The 21,917-nt window shown below is 64.6% G+C and carries 13 protein-coding genes and 1 pseudogene; 11 read left to right on the top strand and 3 right to left on the bottom strand.

Annotated elements, in window-relative coordinates; genetic code table 11:
- Positions 1 to 23 precede the first annotated feature (23 nt).
- The 7 genes from Q4I12_RS08745 to Q4I12_RS08715 all read left to right on the top strand — a co-directional run bounded on the left by Q4I12_RS08745 (position 24) and on the right by Q4I12_RS08715 (position 11,908).
- Positions 24 to 1,733, top strand: coding sequence for a hypothetical protein (locus Q4I12_RS08745; RefSeq protein WP_302261346.1), 1,710 nt, complete (start codon positions 24 to 26; stop codon positions 1,731 to 1,733).
- A gap of 302 nt (positions 1,734 to 2,035) precedes the next feature.
- Positions 2,036 to 3,010, top strand: a complete 975-nt coding sequence (locus tag Q4I12_RS08740) for a DUF1848 domain-containing protein (RefSeq protein WP_302261345.1) — start codon at positions 2,036 to 2,038, stop codon at positions 3,008 to 3,010.
- Positions 3,011 to 3,343: 333 nt separating this feature from the next.
- Positions 3,344 to 3,988: a precorrin-8X methylmutase gene (locus Q4I12_RS08735; protein WP_302261344.1), complete on the top strand. Its 645-nt coding sequence runs from the start codon at positions 3,344 to 3,346 to the stop codon at positions 3,986 to 3,988.
- 6 nt (positions 3,989 to 3,994) lie between these two features.
- Positions 3,995 to 5,239 (top strand): cobalt-precorrin-5B (C(1))-methyltransferase CbiD, encoded by a 1,245-nt coding sequence (gene cbiD / locus Q4I12_RS08730; protein WP_302261343.1) that lies wholly within the window; start codon positions 3,995 to 3,997, stop codon positions 5,237 to 5,239.
- A gap of 45 nt (positions 5,240 to 5,284) precedes the next feature.
- Positions 5,285 to 7,315, top strand: a complete 2,031-nt coding sequence (cobM, locus tag Q4I12_RS08725; protein WP_302261342.1) for a precorrin-4 C(11)-methyltransferase — start codon at positions 5,285 to 5,287, stop codon at positions 7,313 to 7,315.
- Complete coding sequence (locus tag Q4I12_RS08720) at positions 7,315 to 9,297, top strand: cobyrinic acid a,c-diamide synthase CobB (RefSeq protein ID WP_302261341.1); 1,983 nt, start codon at positions 7,315 to 7,317, stop codon at positions 9,295 to 9,297. Before cobM ends, Q4I12_RS08720 begins: the two co-directional genes overlap by 1 nt.
- On the top strand, positions 9,287 to 11,908 hold the full coding sequence (locus Q4I12_RS08715) for a cobyric acid synthase (RefSeq protein WP_302261340.1): 2,622 nt from the start codon (positions 9,287 to 9,289) through the stop codon (positions 11,906 to 11,908). The genes Q4I12_RS08720 and Q4I12_RS08715 overlap by 11 nt, the downstream gene beginning before the upstream one ends.
- Positions 11,909 to 12,080: 172 nt before the next feature.
- Here the strand turns inward: Q4I12_RS08715 and Q4I12_RS08710 are convergent, their stop codons facing one another.
- Positions 12,081 to 12,917, bottom strand: a complete 837-nt coding sequence (locus Q4I12_RS08710) for an EAL domain-containing protein (RefSeq protein ID WP_302261339.1) — start codon at positions 12,915 to 12,917, stop codon at positions 12,081 to 12,083.
- A pseudogene (locus tag Q4I12_RS08705) lies at positions 12,904 to 14,115 on the bottom strand (sensor domain-containing diguanylate cyclase); the annotation flags it as partial. The pseudogene Q4I12_RS08705 and the gene Q4I12_RS08710, both read right to left, overlap by 14 nt.
- Before the next feature lie 311 nt (positions 14,116 to 14,426).
- Here Q4I12_RS08705 and Q4I12_RS08700 point away from each other — a divergent pair.
- Together Q4I12_RS08700 and Q4I12_RS08695 are read left to right on the top strand one after the other, a co-directional pair.
- On the top strand, positions 14,427 to 15,419 hold the full coding sequence (locus tag Q4I12_RS08700; RefSeq protein WP_297138763.1) for an asparaginase: 993 nt from the start codon (positions 14,427 to 14,429) through the stop codon (positions 15,417 to 15,419).
- Positions 15,420 to 15,662: 243 nt separating this feature from the next.
- Complete coding sequence (locus tag Q4I12_RS08695) at positions 15,663 to 17,681, top strand: alkyl/aryl-sulfatase (RefSeq protein ID WP_302261338.1); 2,019 nt, start codon at positions 15,663 to 15,665, stop codon at positions 17,679 to 17,681.
- A 112-nt stretch (positions 17,682 to 17,793) separates the two neighbouring features.
- On the opposite strand, the gene Q4I12_RS08690 is transcribed toward Q4I12_RS08695, so the two are convergent.
- Positions 17,794 to 19,158, bottom strand: coding sequence for a 4Fe-4S dicluster domain-containing protein (locus tag Q4I12_RS08690; protein WP_302261337.1), 1,365 nt, complete (start codon positions 19,156 to 19,158; stop codon positions 17,794 to 17,796).
- A gap of 333 nt (positions 19,159 to 19,491) precedes the next feature.
- Here Q4I12_RS08690 and Q4I12_RS08685 point away from each other — a divergent pair, with 333 nt between their 5' ends.
- Both Q4I12_RS08685 and Q4I12_RS08680 read left to right on the top strand, forming a co-directional pair.
- Positions 19,492 to 20,508, top strand: a complete 1,017-nt coding sequence (locus Q4I12_RS08685) for an ADP-ribosylglycohydrolase family protein (RefSeq protein ID WP_302261336.1) — start codon at positions 19,492 to 19,494, stop codon at positions 20,506 to 20,508.
- A gap of 126 nt (positions 20,509 to 20,634) precedes the next feature.
- Entirely contained in the window at positions 20,635 to 21,690 is a 1,056-nt protein-coding gene (locus tag Q4I12_RS08680; RefSeq protein ID WP_302261335.1) for an alcohol dehydrogenase, read from the top strand.
- Positions 21,691 to 21,917: the final 227 nt, after the last annotated feature.

Raw genomic sequence — 21,917 nt, 5'->3', positions numbered from 1 at the left:
ACTTTTATAGAGGAGATTTTATTATGTATTGTTATGCTAATCAAATTTTCGAACTCAGAGAAAATTTTATCATCATTGGTCTAACAGGAAGAACTGGGAGCGGTTGTACGACTGCGGCAAAGATTCTTGCTAATAAAATCCCTGATATCGAAAATCTTGATATAGATTTTGAAGAAAGGATAGAACAACGTGAATACAATATAATAAAGAACTTTGCACAAAAGCATTGGCATGGATTTTACCACATTAAAATTAAAGATATTATATCAACTTTCATTTTAGAAGCTTCATATTTTGAAGCGTCTACTTATCTAAAAAACAAATTCGAAGTTGATATTTCAGAACTTAAAGAAATATATGAAGAGTTTTTTGAAAAGAATCGATGCATAAATAATATCTCGCTTGAAAAAATAAACAAAGCAGCCGAAGACAAAAATCTCCTTAGTTATATTACAAAGCATATTACTACGTTCTCTGCTGCCTTCCAAGATACGATAAGCAAACATTATCCTCAGGATACCTATACAAAAATACTTCAAAAAATTGGTGACAATATCAGAAAGTCTGGCTGTGCATTTAAAGATTCAACAGACCTAAATGAATTTATTTTTTCGATCCCCCAACGTATTAATATTCTTATAAAGGTAATACGTCGAATTGATAATAAAAACAACACCTATAATAATAAAAGCTATTTTGTCATTGACGCTATCCGTAACCCGATGGAAGCACATTTCTTTCGAGAAAAATATGCCTCTTTTTACCTTATTGCTATAAACTGTAACGATAAAGAACGTGAAGATAGACTTCTTAATGCAGATTTTACGCGCACCCAAATAAAACAGATTGATGACAAAGAAAATCCAAAAGAAGATTTTTTCGAAAATCAAAATACTTTTTTTGGACAAAATATAAAGGTGTGCATATCTATGGCTGACTTTTACATCAATAACTCTGAAAAAAAGAAAAGTGCCACGAAAGAATCTGGACATATGCGATACCAGTTAACAAGGATGGTCAGCCTGATACAACACCCAGGCCTTGTAAAGCCTTCAAGTTATGAGATGCTCATGCAAATTGCGGTCACAGCCGCTACACGCTCTGGTTGCCTCTCCCGAAATGTTGGCGCTGTTGTCAGCGATAGCCAATGCGAACCACTGGCGATAGGTTGGAACTGCGTACCACGGGGACAGGTTCCTTGCTATCTTCGAAATGTTGATGCATTGCAAGAGACAGAAGATGATGTCGCCTACAGTCAGTATGAAAAAAATACAGATAAATTTATTACAGAAATCAAAAAATATGATAAAAGTCATTTTCAAAACAATAAGGCATTCGAGCAATCAGCTCTGCCGAAACTATATTGCTTCAAATCTATAAAATCAAAAGCTGATGGAGACAAAAACCAAGTTCACACGCGGGCTCTCCATGCAGAAGAGAATGCCTTTTTGCAAGTCGCGAAGCATGGGAACAATCAAATTTACGGCGGTATCCTTTTTACCTCTGCCTCTCCCTGTGTCCTCTGTGCTAAAAAAGCATATCAGTTCGGTATCAAAGAAATCGTCTATCTTGACCCCTATCCTGACATTTCAGAACCACATATCCTCTCTTCTGGATATACCCCTGTCAAAATGAATCTTTACACGGGCGCTATAGGTATCGCATTCCATAAACTTTATACATCCATGCTTCCCTTAAAAGATGAAATCGCAACATATAAAAAGAAAGAATAAATTTTTTCAATTCTATATAACTATAGTTTCACTTAATTAGCTCTTCTCGCACCTCTGAGTAGACGCAGAAAATCCCTTTGTGTCTACTCAGCGCAACGAGCCTTAAAGGAGAAAGATGGAGTTTTATTTGTGTGGGGTTCTACGCTCTCGAGGTCTCATGACGCAGCTACGCAAGGTACGATTGCACTGCCGTACCCCACGTGCCGGACAGCCTGCCTTTCAAAAATTCCCTATCGCGTTTCCTCTCAAAGCATAAACAGCAGCAGTCCATCTCGCACACCTTTTCCCCGGGGCTCCGTTCCATGTCCCACTTCTCCCACTCCCCCCTCGTCATCTCCGCCAGCCGGGCCACGGACATCCCCGCCTTCTACGGGGAGTGGTTCATGGCCCGGCTGCGGGCGGGCTTTTGCCGTCGGCGCAATCCCTTCAATAGTCGTCAGGAGAGCCTCATCTCCTTTGCCCGCACGCGTGTTTTCGTCTTCTGGAGCAAGCATCCCGCGCCCTTCCTGCCGCATCTGGCGGAGATCGCGGCCACAGGCCGGCAATTCTACTTCCAGTACACCCTCAATGCCTACGAGGCCGAGGGGCTGGAGCCCGGCCTGCCCTCCCTGTGCCGCCGTCTGGAGACGTTCAAGCGGCTGGCGGACACCATAGGCCCGCAGCGGGTCATCTGGCGTTGCGATCCCCTCATCGTGGGCGGCCGCTTGAGTACGGATGCCCTGCTGGAACGTATCGACCGGCTGGGGCGTGAGCTTTCCCCCTATACGGAAAAGCTCGTCTTCAGCTTCGTGGACATGTACCACAAGACCGCCGCTGCCCTGCAAAGGCTCAATCCGGCCTACCGCGCGCCCACGGTGGACGAGATGCGGGAGCTGGCCCGGGGCATCGCGACCCTGAACGCCGGTTGGCCGCACCGGCTGGAGCTGGCCACCTGCGCCGAAGGCATCGACCTGAGTGCCCTGGGCATCCATAAAAACAAATGTATCGACGATGCCCTCATCCGCCGCCTGTGCCCGCAGGATGCGCTGGTGCAGGCCGAGCTGGCACCCCGCCGGCAGCTCTCCCTCCTGCCCGGCATGGAGACGGCCGCCAGCGCGTCCAAGGATACGGGCCAGCGCACGGCCTGCGGCTGCATCCCCAGCAAGGACATCGGCGCCTATGACAGCTGCCCGCACTTCTGCGTCTATTGCTACGCCAACCGTTCGGAGCAGGCGGTGCGCGCCAACCTTCTGCGCTGCCGCCAGCAGACGGAAGTACGGGAGAGCCTGCTGGGCTGATATTTTCATCGCCCGCCCTGTCCGACATCCTGACCGGCCAGTGTGTTGCAGCCTGTCTTCTGGGCTCTGGCGTTTGCCTGTCTCCCGGCCCACGGCCCCGGCGGGCAGCCTTCGGCCTCCCTCCGCTCCGGCTGTCCGCGTCCGCTCTCTCCTCACCTGTCCCGCCAGCAGCAACAGCCGTTCCCTGCCTGCCTTCCCCACTGCGCCGGCATGCCCTGCTCCAGCTGCGGTCCCATCCGGCCCGCCACTTCCCCTCTTGCACAGCACGCCGATTTTCTGCATTCTTGTCGCGATTTTCCCGACCTTTCTGACTGCTGTTCAGCAGGATATCCCATGGAAACGATTCGCTGGAACATGAGCCCCGCAGAGATCGAGCAGGAGAGCTTCCGCCGCATCGAAGCCGAATGCGACCTGCACCGTACCCTGTCCGCCCCGCACTGGCGCGTGGCACGCCGCCTTATCCACACCACGGCGGACATGCACATCGCGGACACCCTTGTCTTCCGCCACGATCCGGTGGCCGCCGGACTGGCCGCCCTGCGCCGCAAGGCCCCCATCTTCTGTGATTCCCAGATGCTGCGCTCCGGCCTGTCCCTGCCCAAACTGCGCACGCTCCATCCGGGCTACGGGCCTGAAGACCTGCACTGCTACATCACGGATCCCGATGTGGTGGAGCGGGCCCGCACCGAAGGCCATACCCGCGCCCTGTGCAGCGCCGAAAAAGCCCGTCCCCTGCTGGATGGCGGCATCGTGCTCATCGGCAATGCGCCCCTGGCCCTGGCCCGCATCGCCCGCTATATCCTTGAAGAAGGCGTCCGCCCGGCCCTGGTGGTGGGCATGCCCGTGGGTTTCGTCAACGTGGTGGAATCCAAGGAGCTCCTGGCCCGCTGCCCTGTGCCCCAGATCGTGCTGGAAGGCCGCCGCGGCGGCAGCGCCCTGGCCGTCACCACCCTGCACGCCATCATGGAGAGCGCCTAGACCGCCATGGGCCGCAAAGACCACACGTCCCTGCGCTGGGGCTATTCCACCGGCGCCTGCGCGGCCGCGCTGGCCGTGGCCTGCTGGCAGTCCCTGCGGACGGGCACGCCACCGGCCGTGGTGCCCGTGCTGTTCGGCGACGGCAAGGAGCGCCTCCTGCCCATGCGGCCGCCCGCTCCGGGCCGCATGGCCGAGATGGTCAAGGACGGCGGCGACGATCCCGACTGCACGCATGGTGCGGTGCTCTTTGCCCGGCTTTCCACCTGCGCGCCCGAGGATGCCCGGCCGGAGGACCATCGCCTCGACGCAGGCGCAGCGGTGCTCATTTTGCGTGCCGTGGAAGGTATCGGCCGCTGTACCCGACAGGGCTTGGACTGCCCGCCCGGCAAATGGGCCGTCACCGGCGGTCCGCGTCGCCTGCTGGCCGAGAACCTGGCCCGCGCGGGTATGACCGGCGGCTGCTGGCTGCTGGAGCTGGGTGTGGAGAACGGCGCGGAGCTGGCCCGCCACACCCTCAATCCCCGGCTGGGCGTGGAAGGCGGCATCTCCATCCTGGGCAGCACGGGTCTGGTGCGGCCTTACAGCCACGCCGCCTATGTGGAGACCGTGCGCCTGTGCGTACGGGCCCGGCAACGCAGCGGCGGCCGCGAGATGGTCTTCTGTACCGGCGGCCGCACCCAGGCGGGAGCCCGCCGCCAGCTGCCCCACTGGCCGGAAAGCGCTTTCGTCTGCATCGGGGATTTCATCGCCGACAGTCTGGGCATCGCCGCCCGTCACCGGATGCAGGAGGTGGTCGTGGCCTGCATGGCGGGCAAGCTCTGCAAGTATGCCGCCGGCTTCGCCAACACCCACGCCCATCAGGTGGAACAGGACATGGCCCTGCTGCGCCGTCAGGTGCAGGCCTGCCTGCCCGGAGAGACCGCCCTGCACGAGGCTCTGCATCACAGTGCGTCCGTGCGCGAGGCCCTGCTCTCCATTCCCGAAGCCGGGCGCCTGCCCGTGCTGCATGGGCTGGCCCGGGCGGCCCTGGAACACTTTTCCCGCCGGGCTCCCGGCGTGCCGTCCCTGCATCTGCTGGTCTTCGACTTTGACGGCGCCTTCCTGTTCAAGGAAAGCCTGCGGCACGCTCCCGGCACGGTGGCGGCCCCTCTGCCGCCCCCGGACGACGGCACGACCGACAGCCCGGAAGACACTTCTTCTGACGGACAGGCCCCGGACATCGGCCTGCGCTATTTCATCGACAGGCCCTGACCGCCCTGCGGCCGGAGCCCCTTACCTCCCCCTGTGAGTTTGCCCATGAACATGCCCTTTGTGGAAATCGTCGGCGCCGGTCCCGGTGCGGAAGACCTCATCACCGTGCGCGGCCTGCGGGCCCTGCAGCAAGCCGATCTGGTGGTCTATGCCGGTTCGCTGGTGGCTCCTGCCCTGCTGCGCCACTGCCGCCCGGACTGCCTTTGCCGGGACAGTGCCTCCATGGATCTGGCGGAACAGGTGGCCGTCATGAGCGAGACCGCGCTGGCGGGCAAGCGCGTGGTGCGCCTGCACACCGGTGATCCCGCCCTTTACGGCGCCATCGACGAACAGATCCGGGGGCTGGCCCAACGGGGCATCACCGTGCGCATCACCCCCGGCGTGAGCAGCGTGTTCGCCGCCGCCGCGGCCCTGGGCTGCGAGCTGACCGGCCCGGAAACGGCCCAGAGCGTCGTCCTGACCCGTACGCCCGGCCGCACGCCCATGCCTGCTGGCGAGCAGGCCGCCGCTTTTGCCCGCACGGGGGCCACGCTGGCCTTTTTCCTCAGTACGGGCAAAGTGGCCGATCTGATGGCGGAACTGCAGGATGCGGGCGGTCTTGCGCCGGATACGCCCGCCGCAGCCGTCTACCGCGCCTCCTGGCCTGACGAGCAGGTCGTGCGCGGCACGGTGTCCGATCTGGCCCGCAAGGTGGAAGAAGCTGGCTTCCGGCGGCAGTCCCTTATTTTGGTGGGTCGTGCCCTGGCTGCTTCCGCGACGGTCTCACGCCTGTACGACGGCTCTTTTTCCCACGGCTACCGCAACAGCCTGCCCGACGAGGCCTTCCACGGCACCTGCGCCCTCTATGCCGCCAGCCCGGCGGGACTGGCCCAGGCGCGTACGCTGGCCGCCGCACTGGCGCAGGGCGACGCCCCCGCTCCCGTGATCTTCGCCGCCTGCCCGGCCGATGACCAGCAGCCTGCCCCGCAGCCCGTGGCCGACATGGCCGCTGCCCTGGCTGATGCCCTGCCCCGATTCGATGCCCACATCATCCTGGGCACGCCCCATCAGGTCTTGCCCCTGCTGCCCGCCGCCACCGGGGACGCTGCCGTCATCTGCTGCGCCGAGAGCGGCCGCCATGCCGTCTGCCTGCTGGACGGCCCGAATCATGCCGGTGACCGTCTGACCCGGCGCGTGGCCCGCATCACCGGCGGGCTGGGCATCACCGGCCCGACTGAAGCGGAGAAAGAAAACGACACGCCTGCTGCGGTCTCTCCGGCAGCTGCCACGGCATCCGCGGTCCCCTCGTCCCCGCACGGCGAGGTGCTGGTGGTGGGCCTGGGCTCCGGCGACCCCGCCCAGCTCACGCCCGAAGTGGATGCGGCCCTGCGCCGCTGCGATACTGTGGCCGGGTACAGCAAATATGTGGATTTCATCCGCGACCGCATCCACGGCAAGCGCCTCATCGAGACCGGCATGAAGGGCGAGGTGGAACGCTGCCGCGACGCCCTGGCCGCTGCCGCTGCCGGGGCCACGGTCTGCATGGTCTGCTCCGGTGACCCGGGCATTTTGGCCATGGCCGGGCTGCTGTTCGAGCTGCGCGCCCGCGAACAGGCCTTCCGCGACCTGCCCATCCGGGTGCTGCCCGGCATCACGGCTGCCAGCACGGCCGCCGCGGCGCTGGGGGCCCCCCTGCAGAACGGTTTTTCGCTGGTCAGCCTCTCCGACCTGCTGGTGCCCGCTGACGAAGTGCGCCGCAACCTGCGGGCCGTGGCGCAGTCGGCCCTGCCCGTGACCCTGTACAATCCTGCCGGACGCAAGCGCCGCCGGCTGCTGGCCGAGGCCCTGGACATCTTCCGCGAGGCCCGCGGCGGTGACATCCTCTGCGCCTTCGTGCGTCATGCCGGCCGCCCGGAAGAGACGCGCTGGATCGGCCGTCTGGCCGACCTGCCCGCCGATGACGTGGATATGTCCACGCTGGTGCTCATCGGCAGCGCACGCACGGTCACGGATCGGGGCGCGCTGTTCGAAGCCCGCGGCTATGCGGAAAAATATCTGGACAAGGACGCCCCCGCGTCCACCGCGGACGGTCGCTGATGCGGGACTTCCACGCCTTTTGTCTGGCCGCTCCCCGCTCCGGCGAGGGCAAGACCGCCGTGGCCGTGGCCCTGATGCGGGCCCTTGTCCGCCGGGGCCTTGCCGTGCAGGGCTGCAAATGCGGGCCGGATTACATCGACCCCACCTTCCATGCGCTGGCTACCGGTCGCCCGGCCTGCAATCTGGATACCTGGATGATGGGCGAGGCCGGTGTGCGCGCCCAGTGGCGGGCCGCCGTGCAGGGAGCCGACGCCGCTGTCTGCGAGGGTGTCATGGGCCTGCTGGACGGCCGCGCCCCGGACGACCTTTCCGGCAGCACGCTGGATTGTGCCCGTGTGTTGCACCTGCCCGTGCTGCTGGTGGTCAACGTGCGGGGCATGGCCGCCTCGCTGACGGCGCTGGTGGAAGGTTTCCAGCAACAGGCGGCACGTCATGGCGTCCGGCTGGCGGGCGTCATCGCCAACAATGCCGGCAGCCCGCGCCATGCGGATATTCTGCGTCAGGCGCTGGAAAAGGCCGGGCTGCCGCCCCTGCTGGGCGCCCTGCCCCGCCACGAGGCCTGCCGCATCCCCGAACGGCAGCTGGGCCTGCTGCCCGCGGCTGAAAGCGACTGCGATACGGTGTGGACGGATCGTCTGGCGGAACTGGCGGAAAATCATGTGGATCTGGACCGCCTGCTGGCTCTGACGCGCCGGCCCCGGCCGCTGGGGCCGCCCCTGCCCGCCCCCGGACAGCGGCAGCGGCGGCTGGCTGTGGCCCGGGACGAGGCGTTTTGCTTTTATTACCGCGCCAACGAGGACGCCCTGCGCGCCCGCGGCTGGGAGATCGTCCCCTTCTCGCCCCTGCGGGATACGGCCCTGCCGCCGCAGCCGGACGCCCTGTATCTGGGCGGCGGCTACCCGGAAGCCTTTGCCGCCCAACTGTCCGCCAATACGGCCATGCGTAGCGCCATCAGGGACTTCGCCGCCGCGGGCGGCGAGATCTACGCCGAGTGCGGCGGCTACATGTATCTGTGTGCCGGACTGGAAGCCGCCGCCGAGGGGCACGGTCTGGATGGAGAGCGCCGCGTCTGGCCCATGTGCGGCGTGCTGGAGGCCACGGCCCGCATGGGCCAGGGCCTGCGCTCGCTGGGTTACCGCGATGTCCGCTTCACGGGGGGCGCGCCCCTGGGCCTGCCTCTGGAGACCTGCCGGGGCCACGAGTTCCACTGGTCGCACATCGAGCTGCACCGGCCTTATGCGCCCCTCTATGACGTCACGGACCGTACGGGCACCCGTCCCGAGGGCGTGCATCACGGCAATGTGCGGGCGGGCTATGTGCATCTTTACTGGGGCGGTCTGGCCGATGCCGCCGCTGGCGGGAATATGGACATGGAGACGGCCCCTGCCGCTCCTGCCCCCCTCAGTCCTGCCGGACAGGTTATCCTGCTCAACGGCCCCTCCAGTGCGGGCAAGAGCACCCTGGCCCGCGCCCTGCAGGAAAAGCTGCTGGCCGACCACGGCCGCCACAGCATCATCCTGTCCATGGACGATCTGCTGCGGGCCTGCCCCGGCCGTCCGGGGGCCCTGCTGCAGGGCATGGCCGCCACGGGCCTGCCCCTGACCGCCATCCTGCACGCGGCCACGGTCGAAGCCGCGCACGCCGGGGCATGGGTCATCGTGGACCATGTGCTGGGTGAGCGCCCGGACTGGATAGCCGACCTGTGGCGGCGCCTGCGGGGTATCCCCGTCCTGCCCGTGCAGGTCTGCTGCGAACTGGGCGAACTGGAACGCCGGGAAAAGGGCCGTACCGACCGCACGCCGGACTGGCCCCATGCCGCCCGGCAGGCGCGGGACATCCACGCGCCCCTGCCCGGCGAGCTGCGTATCGATACCAGTTGCACCAGTCCCGAGCACTGCGCGGCCCGCATCCTTTCCGCCCTTGCCCTTCACGGCAAGGCCATGCCGTCACCGACCCTTGAGGAGGACTCCCATGAAGCCTGAGGCACACGGCGGCGACCGGCTGCGCATGGCCGCACTGGCCGGGCGCGCCCCTGACAGCCTGCTGGATTTCAGCGTCAACGTCCGTCCCGAAGGCGCGCCGGAATTCCTGCGTCTGGCGCTTTGTCGCGCCCTGGACCATATCTCGGCCTATCCTTCCCCCCATGCGGAAGAGGCCATGGAGGCCGCCGCCCGCGTCTACGGCCTGCCTGCGGACTGCTTCGTGTTCGGTAACGGCACCAACGAGCTCATCCACCTGCTGGCCCGTGTCCTCAAGGAAGACGGCACTCCCTGCGCGGCCGTGATCGAACCGGCCTTCAGCGAATACGCCCTGGCCTGCGGACTGGCCGGGCTGGAGGTACGCCATCCGGACTGCGGCGTGCGCCGCGACGGGGACAGCGACGAGGACATGCTCCGGCAGCTGCTCTCCCTGCTGGCGGACGTCCCGGCCCGGGCAGCCGTCTGGCTGGCCAATCCGGGCAACCCTTCCGGATCTTTCCTGCCGCCCACTTCCTGCCGCCACCTGCTGGAGGCCCGCCCCGACCTGCTCTGGATCATCGACGAAGCCTTTGCCGCCTATGCGGGCCCCGACGACGTCTCTTCCCTCATCACGCAGCTGCCGGACAATGCCGTGCTGCTGCGCTCCCTGACCAAGTTCCATGCCGTGCCCGGCGTGCGCCTGGGCTATATGGTCACGCGGGCGGAACGGGCACGGCGATGGCGCAGACAGCTGCCCGCCTGGAGCGTCAATGCCTTTGCCCTGGCCGCCGCACAGGCCGTGCTGGCGGATACCTCGGACTTTGCCGACCGGACACGGGACGAGAACCGCCGCCGCCGCGAGCATCTGTGCGCCTGCCTGCGCGGCGTGCCCGGCATCACGATCTTCCCCTCGCTGGCCAACTATGTGCTGTTCCGCTGTGAACAGGCCCCGGCGGACCTGTATGCCCGCCTGCTGCGGGAATACGGCATCGCCGTGCGCGACTGCTCCAATTATCGCGGCATGGAAGACGGCAGCTGGTTCCGGGCCGCCGTACGGCTGGAAGAAGACCATCAGCGGCTGGCCGACGCCCTGCGCGGCATCCTGCACCCGTCCGTGCCCGTGCCGCCGCGCCCGCGTTCCCGGCGTCCCGCCCTCATGCTGCAGGGCACGTCCTCCGATGCGGGCAAGAGCATCCTGGCCGCCGCCTTCTGCCGCATCCTGCGTCAGGACGGCTACGACGTGGCTCCGTTCAAGGCCCAGAACATGTCCCTCAACTCCGGGGTGACCGCCCTTGGCGAAGAGATGGGGCGCGCCCAGATCGTCCAGGCCCAGGCGGCCCGCATCGATCCCGAGGCCCTCATGAATCCCGTGCTGCTCAAACCGCATTCGGAGACCGGGTCACAGGTCATCGTCCTGGGCAAACCCGTGGGGCACATGCAGGCCCGCGAATATTTCCGCTACAAGGCCGGGCTCTGGCAGACCGTGCGCGACGCCTACGACACGCTGGCCGACCGGCACGAGGTCATGGTCTTGGAAGGGGCAGGCAGCCCAGGCGAGGTGAACCTCAAGCAGCACGACATCGTCAACATGCGCATGGCCGCCCACGCGCAGGCCTCGGTGCTGCTGGTGGGCGACATCGACCGCGGCGGGGTCTATGCCTCGCTGCTGGGCACCTGGATGACCCTGGAACAGCAGGAGCGCTCCCTGCTGGCGGGCTGGCTCGTCAACAAGTTCCGGGGCGACGCTTCCTTTCTGGAACCGGCCCATGCCTATGTGCGGCAGGCCACCGGCATCCCGGTGCTGGGCGTCATCCCCTGGCTGCGCGACATCAATATCCCGGATGAAGACATGGCGGGCTTCCCCTGGTCGCAGGCGGCGGACACCACACCGCCCCCGCCCGGCATTCTCGACATCGCCGTGGTCATGCCCCGGCATGTGTCCAACTTCACCGATATGACGCCTCTGGCCGCCGAACCGGACGTGCGCCTGCGGGCCGTACGCCGGGCCGAAGACTGGGGGCAGCCTCATGTGGTCATCCTGCCCGGTACCAAGAGCGTGGCCACCGACCTGGCCGCGCTGCGGGCCGACGGCCTGGCCGAGCTCATCTGCCGCCATGCCGCCCGGGACGGCTGGCTGCTGGGCATCTGCGGCGGGCTCCAGATGCTGGGGCGCGCCATCCTCGATCCGCTGGGGCTGGAATCCGCCGCGCCTTCCGTGCCCGGCCTCGGGCTCATGGATCTGGAATCCACCTTTGCTGCGGACAAGACGCTGGTCAGCGTGCGCCGCGCCGCCACGCCGCTGCCGGCCATGACCGGCGGTTACGAGATCCATCACGGCCATACCAGCCACGGTCCGTCGGCCCTGCCCCTTTTCGTGCGCGAGGGCCAAGGCGCTCCGGAAAAACGCATCTGCGGCTATGTGAGCGGCCGTCGCTGGGCCACTTATCTGCACGGTCTGTTCGATGACGACGCCTTCCGCCGTGCCTGGCTCGACCATGTGCGGCAGGACGTGGGCCTGAAGCCGCAGGGCCGCCAGCTGGTGCGCTGCGATCTGGAAGCCTCGCTGGACCGCCTGGCCGACGTGGTGCGCCAGAATGTGGACATGAAGGCCATTTACAAGCGTCTGGGGCTGTGAGGAACTACGGCCCAGCCGTAATACGGGACGACGGCCCGGCAGATGCAGCTGCCGTCATCCCCGCAACAGCGCCCCGCCGCGAGGATATTTTGCCGTTGCGCGCCCCGGGCGTTCAACTGGCTGAAGACCATAAAAAAGCCGCCCTTTGCGGGCGGCTTTTTTGCGCTCCCTGTCAGGACAGCAGGGCGGCGAACTGTTCCACCGGGAGCGGCCGGCTGAGCAGATAGCCCTGGGCCCTGGGACAGCCCAGTTTGCGCAGGACAGCCAGCTGTTCCTCGGTCTCCACGCCCTCGGCAACGGTACGGATGCCCATATCCTCCGCAGCCTCGATGACCAGACGCAGCAGGCGCTGCCGTTTGTCGCTGTCGCACAGGTCATCCATCAGGCTCTTGTCCAGCTTGAGCTCATCGAAGCCCAGACGCGCCAGGGTCATGAGATTGGCATAGGCCACACCAAAATCGTCGATGGCCACCCGGAAGCCTTTGGCCCGGATGCTGTCCACGACCTTCTGGAACGTACGGTAATCCTCCGTACTGGCCGTTTCCGTGATCTCCACCTGCAACAGCTCGGCCGGGATGTCGAACTTTTGCCTGATCTCCTCCAGCCTGTCGGCCACTTCAGGAAAGGCCAGCGTCGTACGGGAAAAATTCACGGTCATGGGCACCAGCGGCCGCCCCTCGTCCCGCCAGCGTTTCAGGCAGGCGCAGACCTTGCCGAACACATGCAGGTCCACCTGCGGCATGGCGTACAGGGATTCCAGCAGGGGGATGAATTGCGTGGGCGGGATGACCTTGCCCTCGCTTATCAGGCGCAGCAGGATCTCGCCGCCGACCACCGCGCCATCCGCCACCCGGAACTGGGGCTGGCAATACAGAGTAAAACTGTCCGAGGCCAGCAGCTCTTCCAGACGGCCGGGCCGGGTCGAGGACGTCGTCCAGCCCGCTCCGGTAACGACCGCTCTGGGGCGACGAACGGTAAAAATCCCGCTTGGCGGCAAACATCCGGGCATCGGCGGCGATCAGGCCTTCGCCTATATCGTCTTCGCGGCGCACCCAGGCGCAGCCTACAGAGGCGGTAAAGCCCAGCGTCCCGGCAAACAGGGAACGCACCCGCTCCACATCCCTGCGGAACTCCCGTTCGTCCCCTCCCTGCCACAGCAGGACAAATTCGTCACCGCCCATGCGGTATACGGCCGTATCCGGCAGGAGCTCATGGACCGAACGGCTCACCGCCGCCAGGACGGCGTCCCCGCCGCTGTAGCCGTCGCCGTCATTGATGTCCTTGAGGCCGTTGATGTCCAGGAAGATGACGCCGATGTCGGCATCCCGCTTCTGCATGTCGCGCTGGAAAGCATTGCGGTTGAACACCCCGGTCAGCTGGTCGTGGTAGCTGAGGAAATGCAGCTCGTTCAGCGAATCCCGCCGCCACAGGGAGGAGCTGAGGAAAAACTTCATGGACGACAGCAGCACCCGGGAAGAATCGATACGCTCGGGATCCAGGTTGTCCACGCCCACGAAACCGCGCAGGCTCTTGCCGTTCCAGAGCGGGAACACCAGCAGGGAGTGGATGTCCTGGCGTTTGAGCACGGCGCATTCTTCCGGGCTGGTCACACGCAGGCTTTCCAGATCCGTGATCAGGATGGGCTGGTGGGCGTAAAAATTGGGCATCCAGCGGGCAATGACCCCCACAGGGACATTGGCCAGAAATTCCTTTTGCGGCACGACGCCCTCACGACACCATTCAAAGGTATTGCGGACGACATCGTCAGAGAACTCAAAGATATAGGCCCTGTCCGCCTGCAAATATTCGCCGATGGCGGCCAGCACGTCGTCGATCAGGAAAGGCAGGTCGGCATCCTGCCGGTACAGCTTGCGGGCGCAGTGGTTGATGAAGTTCTGCAGGGAAAGATTCTTGTCCAGCTGTTCCTGCAGGAGCACATGCTCCGTGATGTCCGAGGCGATCTCCGTCCTGACCTGCCTGCCGTTGAACTCGCAAATGCTGTCGCTCAGCAAAAAATGGCGTCCGACAAGCTGGTTGTAGAACTTCCATACATAGCAGCCGTCCTGGGAAAGCTTGCCGTTGGTACAAAAAGGACAGGGATCCCGCCGTCCCTGCAGGATCTCGTAACATTTGCCATGCAATCTCTGGGGGATGTGGAATTCTTCTGCCAGGGCCCTGTTGCAGTAGAGCAGCTCGCAGGTCTCCATGTCGGCGATGTAGACCAGCTCCTGCAGGTTATCCAGGATCTTTTCATGCATGTTCATGATGCTACCCGAAAGAAGGACTGAAAAAATGCGGAATCGGCGGCGAAACCATGTAAATGAGTTCCAATAGCACGGGACAGATGCAGCGTAAAGGAAGGAAACACCCCAAAAGCCGCCACCGGACAAAAATATCCTTTCCCCGCCATATCCTTGAGCAATCTTCGCAAGTCGGGTACAAGTCTCCCGTTGCCGCCGTCCGGGGCGGCACGCCGGCTGTTTTTCCCTTTTTTTATGCAAGACATACGGAACCACCCATGTCAAAAGTCGTCATCATCACTACCGGCGGCACCATCGCCATGCAGCATGACAGCGTGACCGGTGCGGCCGTGCCCGCTGTCAGCGGTGCGGACCTTGTCCGGGCCATCCCCGGCCTGGGCAGCGTCTGCGATCTGGAAGTACGCGAGTTCGACAACCTGCCGAGCCCGGCCATCACGCCTGACCACATGTTCCGCCTGGCGGCCATGGTCCGGCAGTATCTGGCCATGGACGACGTCAGCGGCGGCGTCATCACCCACGGCACGGACAGTCTGGAAGAAAGCGCCTATTTCCTCGATCTTTCCCTGGAAGGCCACAAGCCTGTCTGTTTCACGGCAGCCATGCGCTCCGGTGACGAGCTCAGCCCCGACGGGCCGCGCAACATCCTGGCGGCCGTGCGCGTGGCGGCCTCACGCTCGGCCCGCAACATGGGCAGCCTTGTGGTCATGAACGAGCAGATCCACGCCGCCCGCGAAGTCACCAAGACCCACGCCGCCAACGTGGCCACCTTCCAGTCCCCCTGGTGGGGCCCCCTGGGTGTGGTGGACGGCGACAGGGTCATCTTCCGCAGGGCCCAGCTGGGCCGCCAGACCTTTTTGCCCCACAGCCTGTGCAAAAAGGTCGACCTCATCAAGCTGGTCACCGGTTCCGATGCCGCCTATCTGGACTTTGCCGTCTCGCGCGGTGTGGACGGCATCGTGGTGGAAAGCTTCGGCCGCGGCAACGTGCCGCCCTATGTGATCCCCGGTATCGCGCGCGCCCTGGAAAAAGGGATCATCGTAGTCAACGCCACCCGCACGGGCGGCCGCGTGCTGGACGAATACGGCTACGAGGGCGGCATGCTGCAACAGCACAAGATGGGCGTCATCATGGCCGGAGAACTGAGCGCCGCCAAGGCCCGCCTCAAGCTCATGCTCATCCTCAGCCAGTACGGCCCCGACGGTCGTCCCGATCCCGCGGAAGTGGCCCGCTACTTCGAGCACAGCATGTGATCCTGCGGCGGGTGGCCCCGCCCCCAAAGCATGCCCAAAGGCCGGAGCCTCTCCGGCCTTTTTTATCCGTTCCCGGCCTGTCCCGGCCGCATGCCCTGGTCCGGAATCCGCTTGCCTTCGACCGGGACGGACGCGATACTGGCAAAAGATCCGGCAGCGGACCCGTCCCGTGCCGGGATCTCTCCAAAGGTCCGCCTTCCTGTGGCCGGCCTTTTCCCGAGCATACCCCGATGGAGGGAACCCATGCGTACCTTGCTGACTTCGGCCCTGTGCGCCGCCCTGCTGTCCTGCGGCCCCGGCGTTGCCTGGGCGGCTCCTGCCCCAGATGCCGCGGACATGAGCAAACCGGCCACGGAGCACACACGCGCCGCCCACGCGGCCATGAGCAAAGAAGTGGACTTTGCCGACCGGCAGGATTTTCAGGATGCCCAGCGCGGCTTTCTGGCTCCCCTGCCGGACAGGGGCCGCATCCTCGACGCCAACGGCCGCGAGACCTGGAACCTGGCCCCCTATGATTTTCTGGCCCCGGCCATGAGCCGCGACTTTCCGCCGTCGGTCATCATGCCCACCCAGGCGCCGGATACGGTCAATCCTTCCCTGTGGCGGCAAAGCCAGCTGGTGCTGCGCGACGGCCTCTACAAGGTCGTGGACCGCCTCTACCAGATCCGCAATGCCGACCTTTCCAACATGACCATCATCGAGGGCGACAGCGGCATCATCGTGGTCGATCCGCTCATCTCCGCCGAGAACGCCGCGGCGGCCCTCAAGCTCTATTACGCCCACCGGCCGCACAAGCCGGTGGTGGCCGTCATCTATTCCCACAGCCATGTGGACCATTACGGCGGCGTGCACGGCGTGGTGGATGAAAAGGACGTGGCCGCCGGCAAGGTGCGGATCATCGCGCCCGGGGGCTTCATGGAAGCGGCCGTGGCCGAAAACGTGCTGGCCGGCAATGCCATGAGCCGCCGGGCCCAGTACATGTACGGCTCCCTGCTGCCGCCCTCGCCGCGCGGTCATGTGGGCGCCGGGCTGGGGCTGGCCACCTCCCGCGGCACGTCGGGCCTGCTGGAGCCCACCCGCCTCATCGAAAAGGATGGCGAGACCCTGCAGCTGGACGGCCTTACCTTCATCTTCCAGATGGCGCCCAACACCGAGGCCCCGGCGGAGATGCACTGGTACATCCCGGAACTCAAGGCCCTGACCGCCGCCGAGAACTGCACCCACACCATGCACAACCTCTACACCCTGCGCGGGGCCAAGGCGCGCGATCCCCTGTGCTGGAGCCGTGCTCTGGACGAGAGCCTGCAGCGCTGGGGCGGCGAGGCGGAGGTCCTGTACGGCATGCACCACTGGCCCGTCTGGGGAGCGGAACGGGTGCGTACCGAGCTGGGCCTGATGCGGGACCTGTACCGCTACATCAATGACCAGACCCTGCATCTGGCCAATAAAGGCCAGACCATGCTGGAGATCGCGGAGACCCTGCGCCTGCCTCCCGAACTGCAGCGGGTCTTCAGCCTGCGCGGCTATTACGGCAGCCTCAACCACAATGCCAAGGCCGTGTACAACTATTATCTGGGCTGGTTCGACGGCAATCCCGCGCACCTGCACATGCTGGCCCCGGTGGAGGCCGCCCGCAAATATGTGGAATACATGGGCGGTGCCGATGCCGTCCTGAAGCGGGCCCGCAAGGACTTTGAGGCCGGTCAGTACCGCTGGGTGGCCCAGGTGCTCGACCACGTGATCTTTGCCGAGCCGGACAACAAGGCCGCCCGCGAGCTGGCCGCCGATGCCCTGGAACAGCTGGGCTATCAGGCCGAGAGCGCCCCTTGGCGCAACTTTTACCTGAGCGGCGCCCGCGACCTGCGGGGCCTGCCGCCCGCCGTGTCCGCCAATGCCGCCAGCCCCGTCAACACGCAGGCCAGGGCCATGCCCGCGGCCCTGTACTTCGCCTATCTGGGCGTGCGCCTGGATGGAATCCGGGCCCAGGACAAGACGCTGGATCTGCTCATCCGCCTGACAGACACGCAGGAAGGCTGGGAGCTGCATCTGGCCAACAGCGTGCTCACGGCGCGCAGGGCGGATCGTGACCGCCGCGCCCCCCTGCTCACCTGCACCCGCCTCCAGATGATGGCCCTGTTCGAAGGCCGCCTGACACCTGAACAGGCCGTGCAGCAGGGCCTGCTCCAGAACGCCGCACCGGTGAAGGAACTGCTCTCCCTGCTGGACAGCTTCCGTCCCGATTTTCAGCTGGTGCTGCCGTAAACCATCCCTGCTGACGCAAAACGGGAGGACGGCCACAGCGGTCGTCCTCCTTTTTTTCTGCGCGTGGAACGACCACAGGGAACGTCACGGGCGCTGCCGGGCTCTCAGGGCATCAGACACGTCCCATGAAGAGAAAGAGCGTATGCAGGACGCTCAGCGAACAGAGCAGCGCCTGCTCCACCCACGCCCCGCCCTGTCCGCAGCAACGGATCTCCAGGGCTCTATGACGGCAGACGGACATGCAGTCCCGGCACAGGGTGCAGCGCCAATCCGGGCCGGCGACCCTGCCGTCCCCGTCCAGCCGCAGGGCGCCGTATCGGCAGACCCGCGCACAGGCCCCGCATCCCGTGCAGTGCCCGTTCCGGCGCAGACGCCACGGGGAGAGACGCGCCAGCAGGTTGGCCGTCATCCCCAGCGGACAGATGCCGCAACAATACACCGGGATGCCCAGCTTCCGGCTCAGCCAGAGGGCACAGGGCAACAGGGCCAGCCCCAGCGCCAGCGCAAGGACCAGGGCCCAGGGCCACGGCAGCCCGGCAAGGCGCAGCCCCAAAGGCAGGAGCAGGCTCACGGCCAGCAGGCCCCAGCGCATCTTGCGCCAGAGCGCGGGCACGCCCCGGCCGCTGCGGGGCCCGGCATCCGCCGCCCGGGCATCCCAGACGCCCAGATAGCACAGATGACTGCACCAGGCACTGCCCGCCAGCAGCAGCGAGACCGCGAACAGCCCGGGCATGAAGAGCGAGCCCCCGCCCCGGTACAGCGGGCCGGACAGGATGAGTCCCGGCACGGGCAGGTGCGGCACGCCCTGCAAAAGGAACAGGCTGTGCAGGAAAAGCCCCGCCAGCAGCTGCCCGAAAAACACGCAGGAAAACAGCAGCCAGATGCGCCGCCGCCATACGGGGGCCCGACGCCTGTCCGCAAGCCAGCCATAGACGAGGCCCGCCCACAGACCGGCCAGCAGGGCCTGCACCGCTCCCCAGCCCGGTACGAGCCGGTGCAGCAGCAAAAGATCAGGCCGCAGCCCGTCCGGCAGCAACAGCAGGGCCGAGACCAGCAGACAGGCGAGCGCCTGGGCACGGGGACCGGAGACCTCGTCCCTGCGGCAGGCGCGACTGCGCAGGGCTGCGGCCGCCAGCAGGGTCAGCGCGGCCACCGCACCCAGTATGCAGACCATCCTCAGCCAGTCCTGGCCCAGTTGCAGACGCCAGCGGGCCAGGGCCAGCGTCGTCATGCCCCACTCCGCGGCCAGCCCCAGCAAAAAGACCGCGGCACTGCGCCGCAGCCAGGCCACCGGCCGCCAGAGCAGCCCGGCCCAGACCAGACAAACACAAGCAAGGCCATGCTGCCCGCTGCGAAAAAAATGGGCTGCCCCCAGCACAAAGGCCAGCGAGGCCCCCGCCAGAGCCGCGCGGCCCTTCCATCTCCCCGGCTGGGGACACGCCCGGGGCGCGGCCTCCATCTGCATGCTGCCGTCCATCCTGCCTCCTGCCTGTTTGGCCGCCTGCCACGGGGACGGCCTGCCCGTTGTCCCCCGCTGTCACGTCCTCAATGGTCGCATCAGCGTGAGCAGGCCAATCTTGCCACAGCGCCCGCCTCCGGGCTGTGCCCGCAGCCACACGAGCGCGTACGATCTGCTTTTCAGAAAAAATATGTGGGTGACGGGATGATGACAAAATCCCTCGCACAGCTGCGGGCGGCATGCTCCATTCCACAAAATGGAACGGTGGTCTGGTATCTTCATTCGCAATGGGGAAGGACATGCTCTCCCGCAGGCCTTTCCCCATCCGTCAACTGAAAGAAAGGAGGTTCCATGCCCAGCCATACCGATCCCCTGTTCGACCGTGCCGCCGGTTGTCTCATGGGCCAGATCGCCGGGGATTCCCTGGGCGGTCTGGTGGAGTTCTGTTCCCCGGCCACCATCCGCGAACGCTATCCCAATGGACCCCGTCTGCTGGAAGACGGCGGTACCTGGAACATCCTGGCCGGGCAACCCACGGACGACTCGGAAATGGCCCTCATGCTGGCCCGTCTGCTGGCCGAAGCCGTGGAATATGATGCCGAAGAAGCCCGCCGCCGTTATCTTTTCTGGCTGGAGAGCGGCCCCTTCGACATGGGCCGGACCATCGCCCTTGGCCTGCGCGGGCATCCCGACCCGGACAGCCAGGCCAACGGCGCTCTCATGCGCGTGAGCCCGCTGGGCATCTTCGGCGCCACCCGCCACTGGCACGACGTGGCACGCTGGGCGCAACAGGATGCGGCCCTGACCCATGCCCATCCGGTCTGCCAGCAGGCCAATGCCCTGTATGCCTGCCTCATCGCGCAGGCCATCCGCAGCGGCGATTCTCCCCAGGACCTGTACGCCTGGCTGCTCAGGCTTGCCCGGCGGCAGCGGCTTGAGCCCTGTCTGTACGAGATCCTGGAGCAGGCGCCGCACGAAGCGCCTGCGGATTATGTACACAAAATGGGCTGGGTCCGCATCGCCCTGCACAATGCCCTGTGGCAGCTGCTGCACGCGCCCACGCTGGAGGAAGGCGTGGTGGATACCGTGCGGCGCGGCGGTGATACGGACACAAACGCCGCCATCTGCGGGGCCCTGCTGGGAGCCGTGTACGGTCTGGAAGCCATCCCGGCGCAATGGCGACAAGCCATCCTTGCCTGCCGCCCGCAGGCCGGACGACCGGGCGTGCACCACCCCCGCCCTGACTGCTTCTGGCCCGTCGATATGCCGGACCTTGTCCCCCGCCTGCTGGAAGACCGCCGCGATTTCCGCTGGGAACGCTTCTGCTCCACGGAAGACGACCTGCCAACGCTCATCCGCAAGTCCTGATGCCGCGGGATGGCCCGTCTCATGATGCCCCGGCCGGACAGACCGGGGGGGAACGCTTTACACACTGCCCAAAGCCCGCCATAGTGGACGGATATGACGGCTGCATGTCCGCACAAGGAGGGGCTTATGGCTGAAATCATGCATGCACTGGTCTATCACGGTACCAACGACCTGCGGCTGGAGGAACGTCCCCTGCCGCAGATACAGGATCCGCGCGACGCCATCGTCAAAGTGGAACTTTCCAGCATCTGCGCCAGTGACCTGCATATCCGCAACGGCGCGGTACCGCGTGCCCTGCCCGGCACGGTGCTGGGGCACGAATTCGTGGGCGAAGTGGTGGCAACGGGCAGCGAGGTGCGCAAAGTGCGCCCCGGCCAGCGTGTGGCCGCCAATGTGGAAACGTTTTGCGGTACCTGCTGGTTCTGCCGCCAGGGCTACGTCAACAACTGCCGTCACGGCGGCTGGGAGCTGGGCTGCCGCATCGACGGCTGCCAGACCGAGTATGTGCGCGTGCCTTTTGCGGACAACGGCCTCGACCCCATCCCCGATTCCCTGTCCTATCAGGACGTACTGCTGGTGGGCGACGTGCTGGCCAGCGGTTACTTTGGTGCGGAACTGGCCGCCATCCGCCCCGGCGACAGCGTGGCCGTGCTGGGGGCCGGACCCGTGGGCCTGTGCGCCATGCAGTGCGCACACCTGTTCGGCCCCGCGCAGGTCATCGCCGTGGACATCCTGCCCAGCCGCCTGCAGCTGGCGCAGGAACGCGGTTATGCCGACCTGACCATCGACGCCGCCGCGGATGACGTGGAAGCGCGTATCCTCGACGCCACCGGCGGGCTGGGCGCCGATGCGGTCATCGAATGCGCGGGCGGGCACGATACCTTCCAGACCGCCTGGAAAGTGGCCCGCCCCAATGCCACCGTGGCAGTGGTGGCCATGTATGAAGAAGCGCAGAGCCTGCCCCTGCACCTGATGTACGGCAAGAACCTGACCTTCCGTACCGGCGGTGTGGACGCCACCCACAGCGCGGAGCTGATCCGCCTCATCGAGCGCGGCCGCATCGACACCAACCCGCTCATCACCCACAGCCTGCCCCTGAACAAGATCCTGGAGGGCTACCGCATCTTCGAACAGCGGCAGGACGATTGCATCAAGTGCGCCATCACGCCCTGGAAGCGCTGATCGCATCCGACTTCCGTACCCAAGGGCCCTGCGGGGCCCTTTTTTTATGGTGCCCGGCGGCTGACTCTCCTGCCTGCCTTACTGCCAACGTCGCACAGCCTCTTCTTTCCGCCGAAAAACGGAAAATGGACTTGCCTCGGGACAGCACTTCCGTCTACGCTGTCTATATTCGGGAGGCGGCTCCCTGCCGTTCCCGTCAGACCGTAACCGGAGTTGCGTATGGAACT

This window comes from Desulfovibrio piger, from assembly GCF_951793255.1.
Taxonomy (GTDB): Bacteria; Desulfobacterota; Desulfovibrionia; order Desulfovibrionales; family Desulfovibrionaceae; genus Desulfovibrio.
This window is presented reverse-complemented; position numbering and strand designations above follow the sequence as displayed.

What these genes read in the sequence shown, in the direction of transcription:
- Q4I12_RS08745 (WP_302261346.1), top strand. Translation starts at nt 24, where the DNA reads ATGTATTGTTATGCTAATCAAATTTTCGAACTCAGAGAAAATTTTATC.
- Q4I12_RS08740 (WP_302261345.1), top strand. Translation starts at nt 2,036, where the DNA reads ATGTCCCACTTCTCCCACTCCCCCCTCGTCATCTCCGCCAGCCGGGCC.
- Q4I12_RS08735 (WP_302261344.1), top strand. Translation starts at nt 3,344, where the DNA reads ATGGAAACGATTCGCTGGAACATGAGCCCCGCAGAGATCGAGCAGGAG.
- cbiD (WP_302261343.1), top strand. Translation starts at nt 3,995, where the DNA reads ATGGGCCGCAAAGACCACACGTCCCTGCGCTGGGGCTATTCCACCGGC.
- cobM (WP_302261342.1), top strand. Translation starts at nt 5,285, where the DNA reads ATGAACATGCCCTTTGTGGAAATCGTCGGCGCCGGTCCCGGTGCGGAA.
- Q4I12_RS08720 (WP_302261341.1), top strand. Translation starts at nt 7,315, where the DNA reads ATGCGGGACTTCCACGCCTTTTGTCTGGCCGCTCCCCGCTCCGGCGAG.
- Q4I12_RS08715 (WP_302261340.1), top strand. Translation starts at nt 9,287, where the DNA reads ATGAAGCCTGAGGCACACGGCGGCGACCGGCTGCGCATGGCCGCACTG.
- Q4I12_RS08710 (WP_302261339.1), bottom strand. Translation starts at nt 12,917, where the DNA reads ATGCCCGGATGTTTGCCGCCAAGCGGGATTTTTACCGTTCGTCGCCCC.
- Q4I12_RS08700 (WP_297138763.1), top strand. Translation starts at nt 14,427, where the DNA reads ATGTCAAAAGTCGTCATCATCACTACCGGCGGCACCATCGCCATGCAG.
- Q4I12_RS08695 (WP_302261338.1), top strand. Translation starts at nt 15,663, where the DNA reads ATGCGTACCTTGCTGACTTCGGCCCTGTGCGCCGCCCTGCTGTCCTGC.
- Q4I12_RS08690 (WP_302261337.1), bottom strand. Translation starts at nt 19,158, where the DNA reads ATGGACGGCAGCATGCAGATGGAGGCCGCGCCCCGGGCGTGTCCCCAG.
- Q4I12_RS08685 (WP_302261336.1), top strand. Translation starts at nt 19,492, where the DNA reads ATGCCCAGCCATACCGATCCCCTGTTCGACCGTGCCGCCGGTTGTCTC.
- Q4I12_RS08680 (WP_302261335.1), top strand. Translation starts at nt 20,635, where the DNA reads ATGGCTGAAATCATGCATGCACTGGTCTATCACGGTACCAACGACCTG.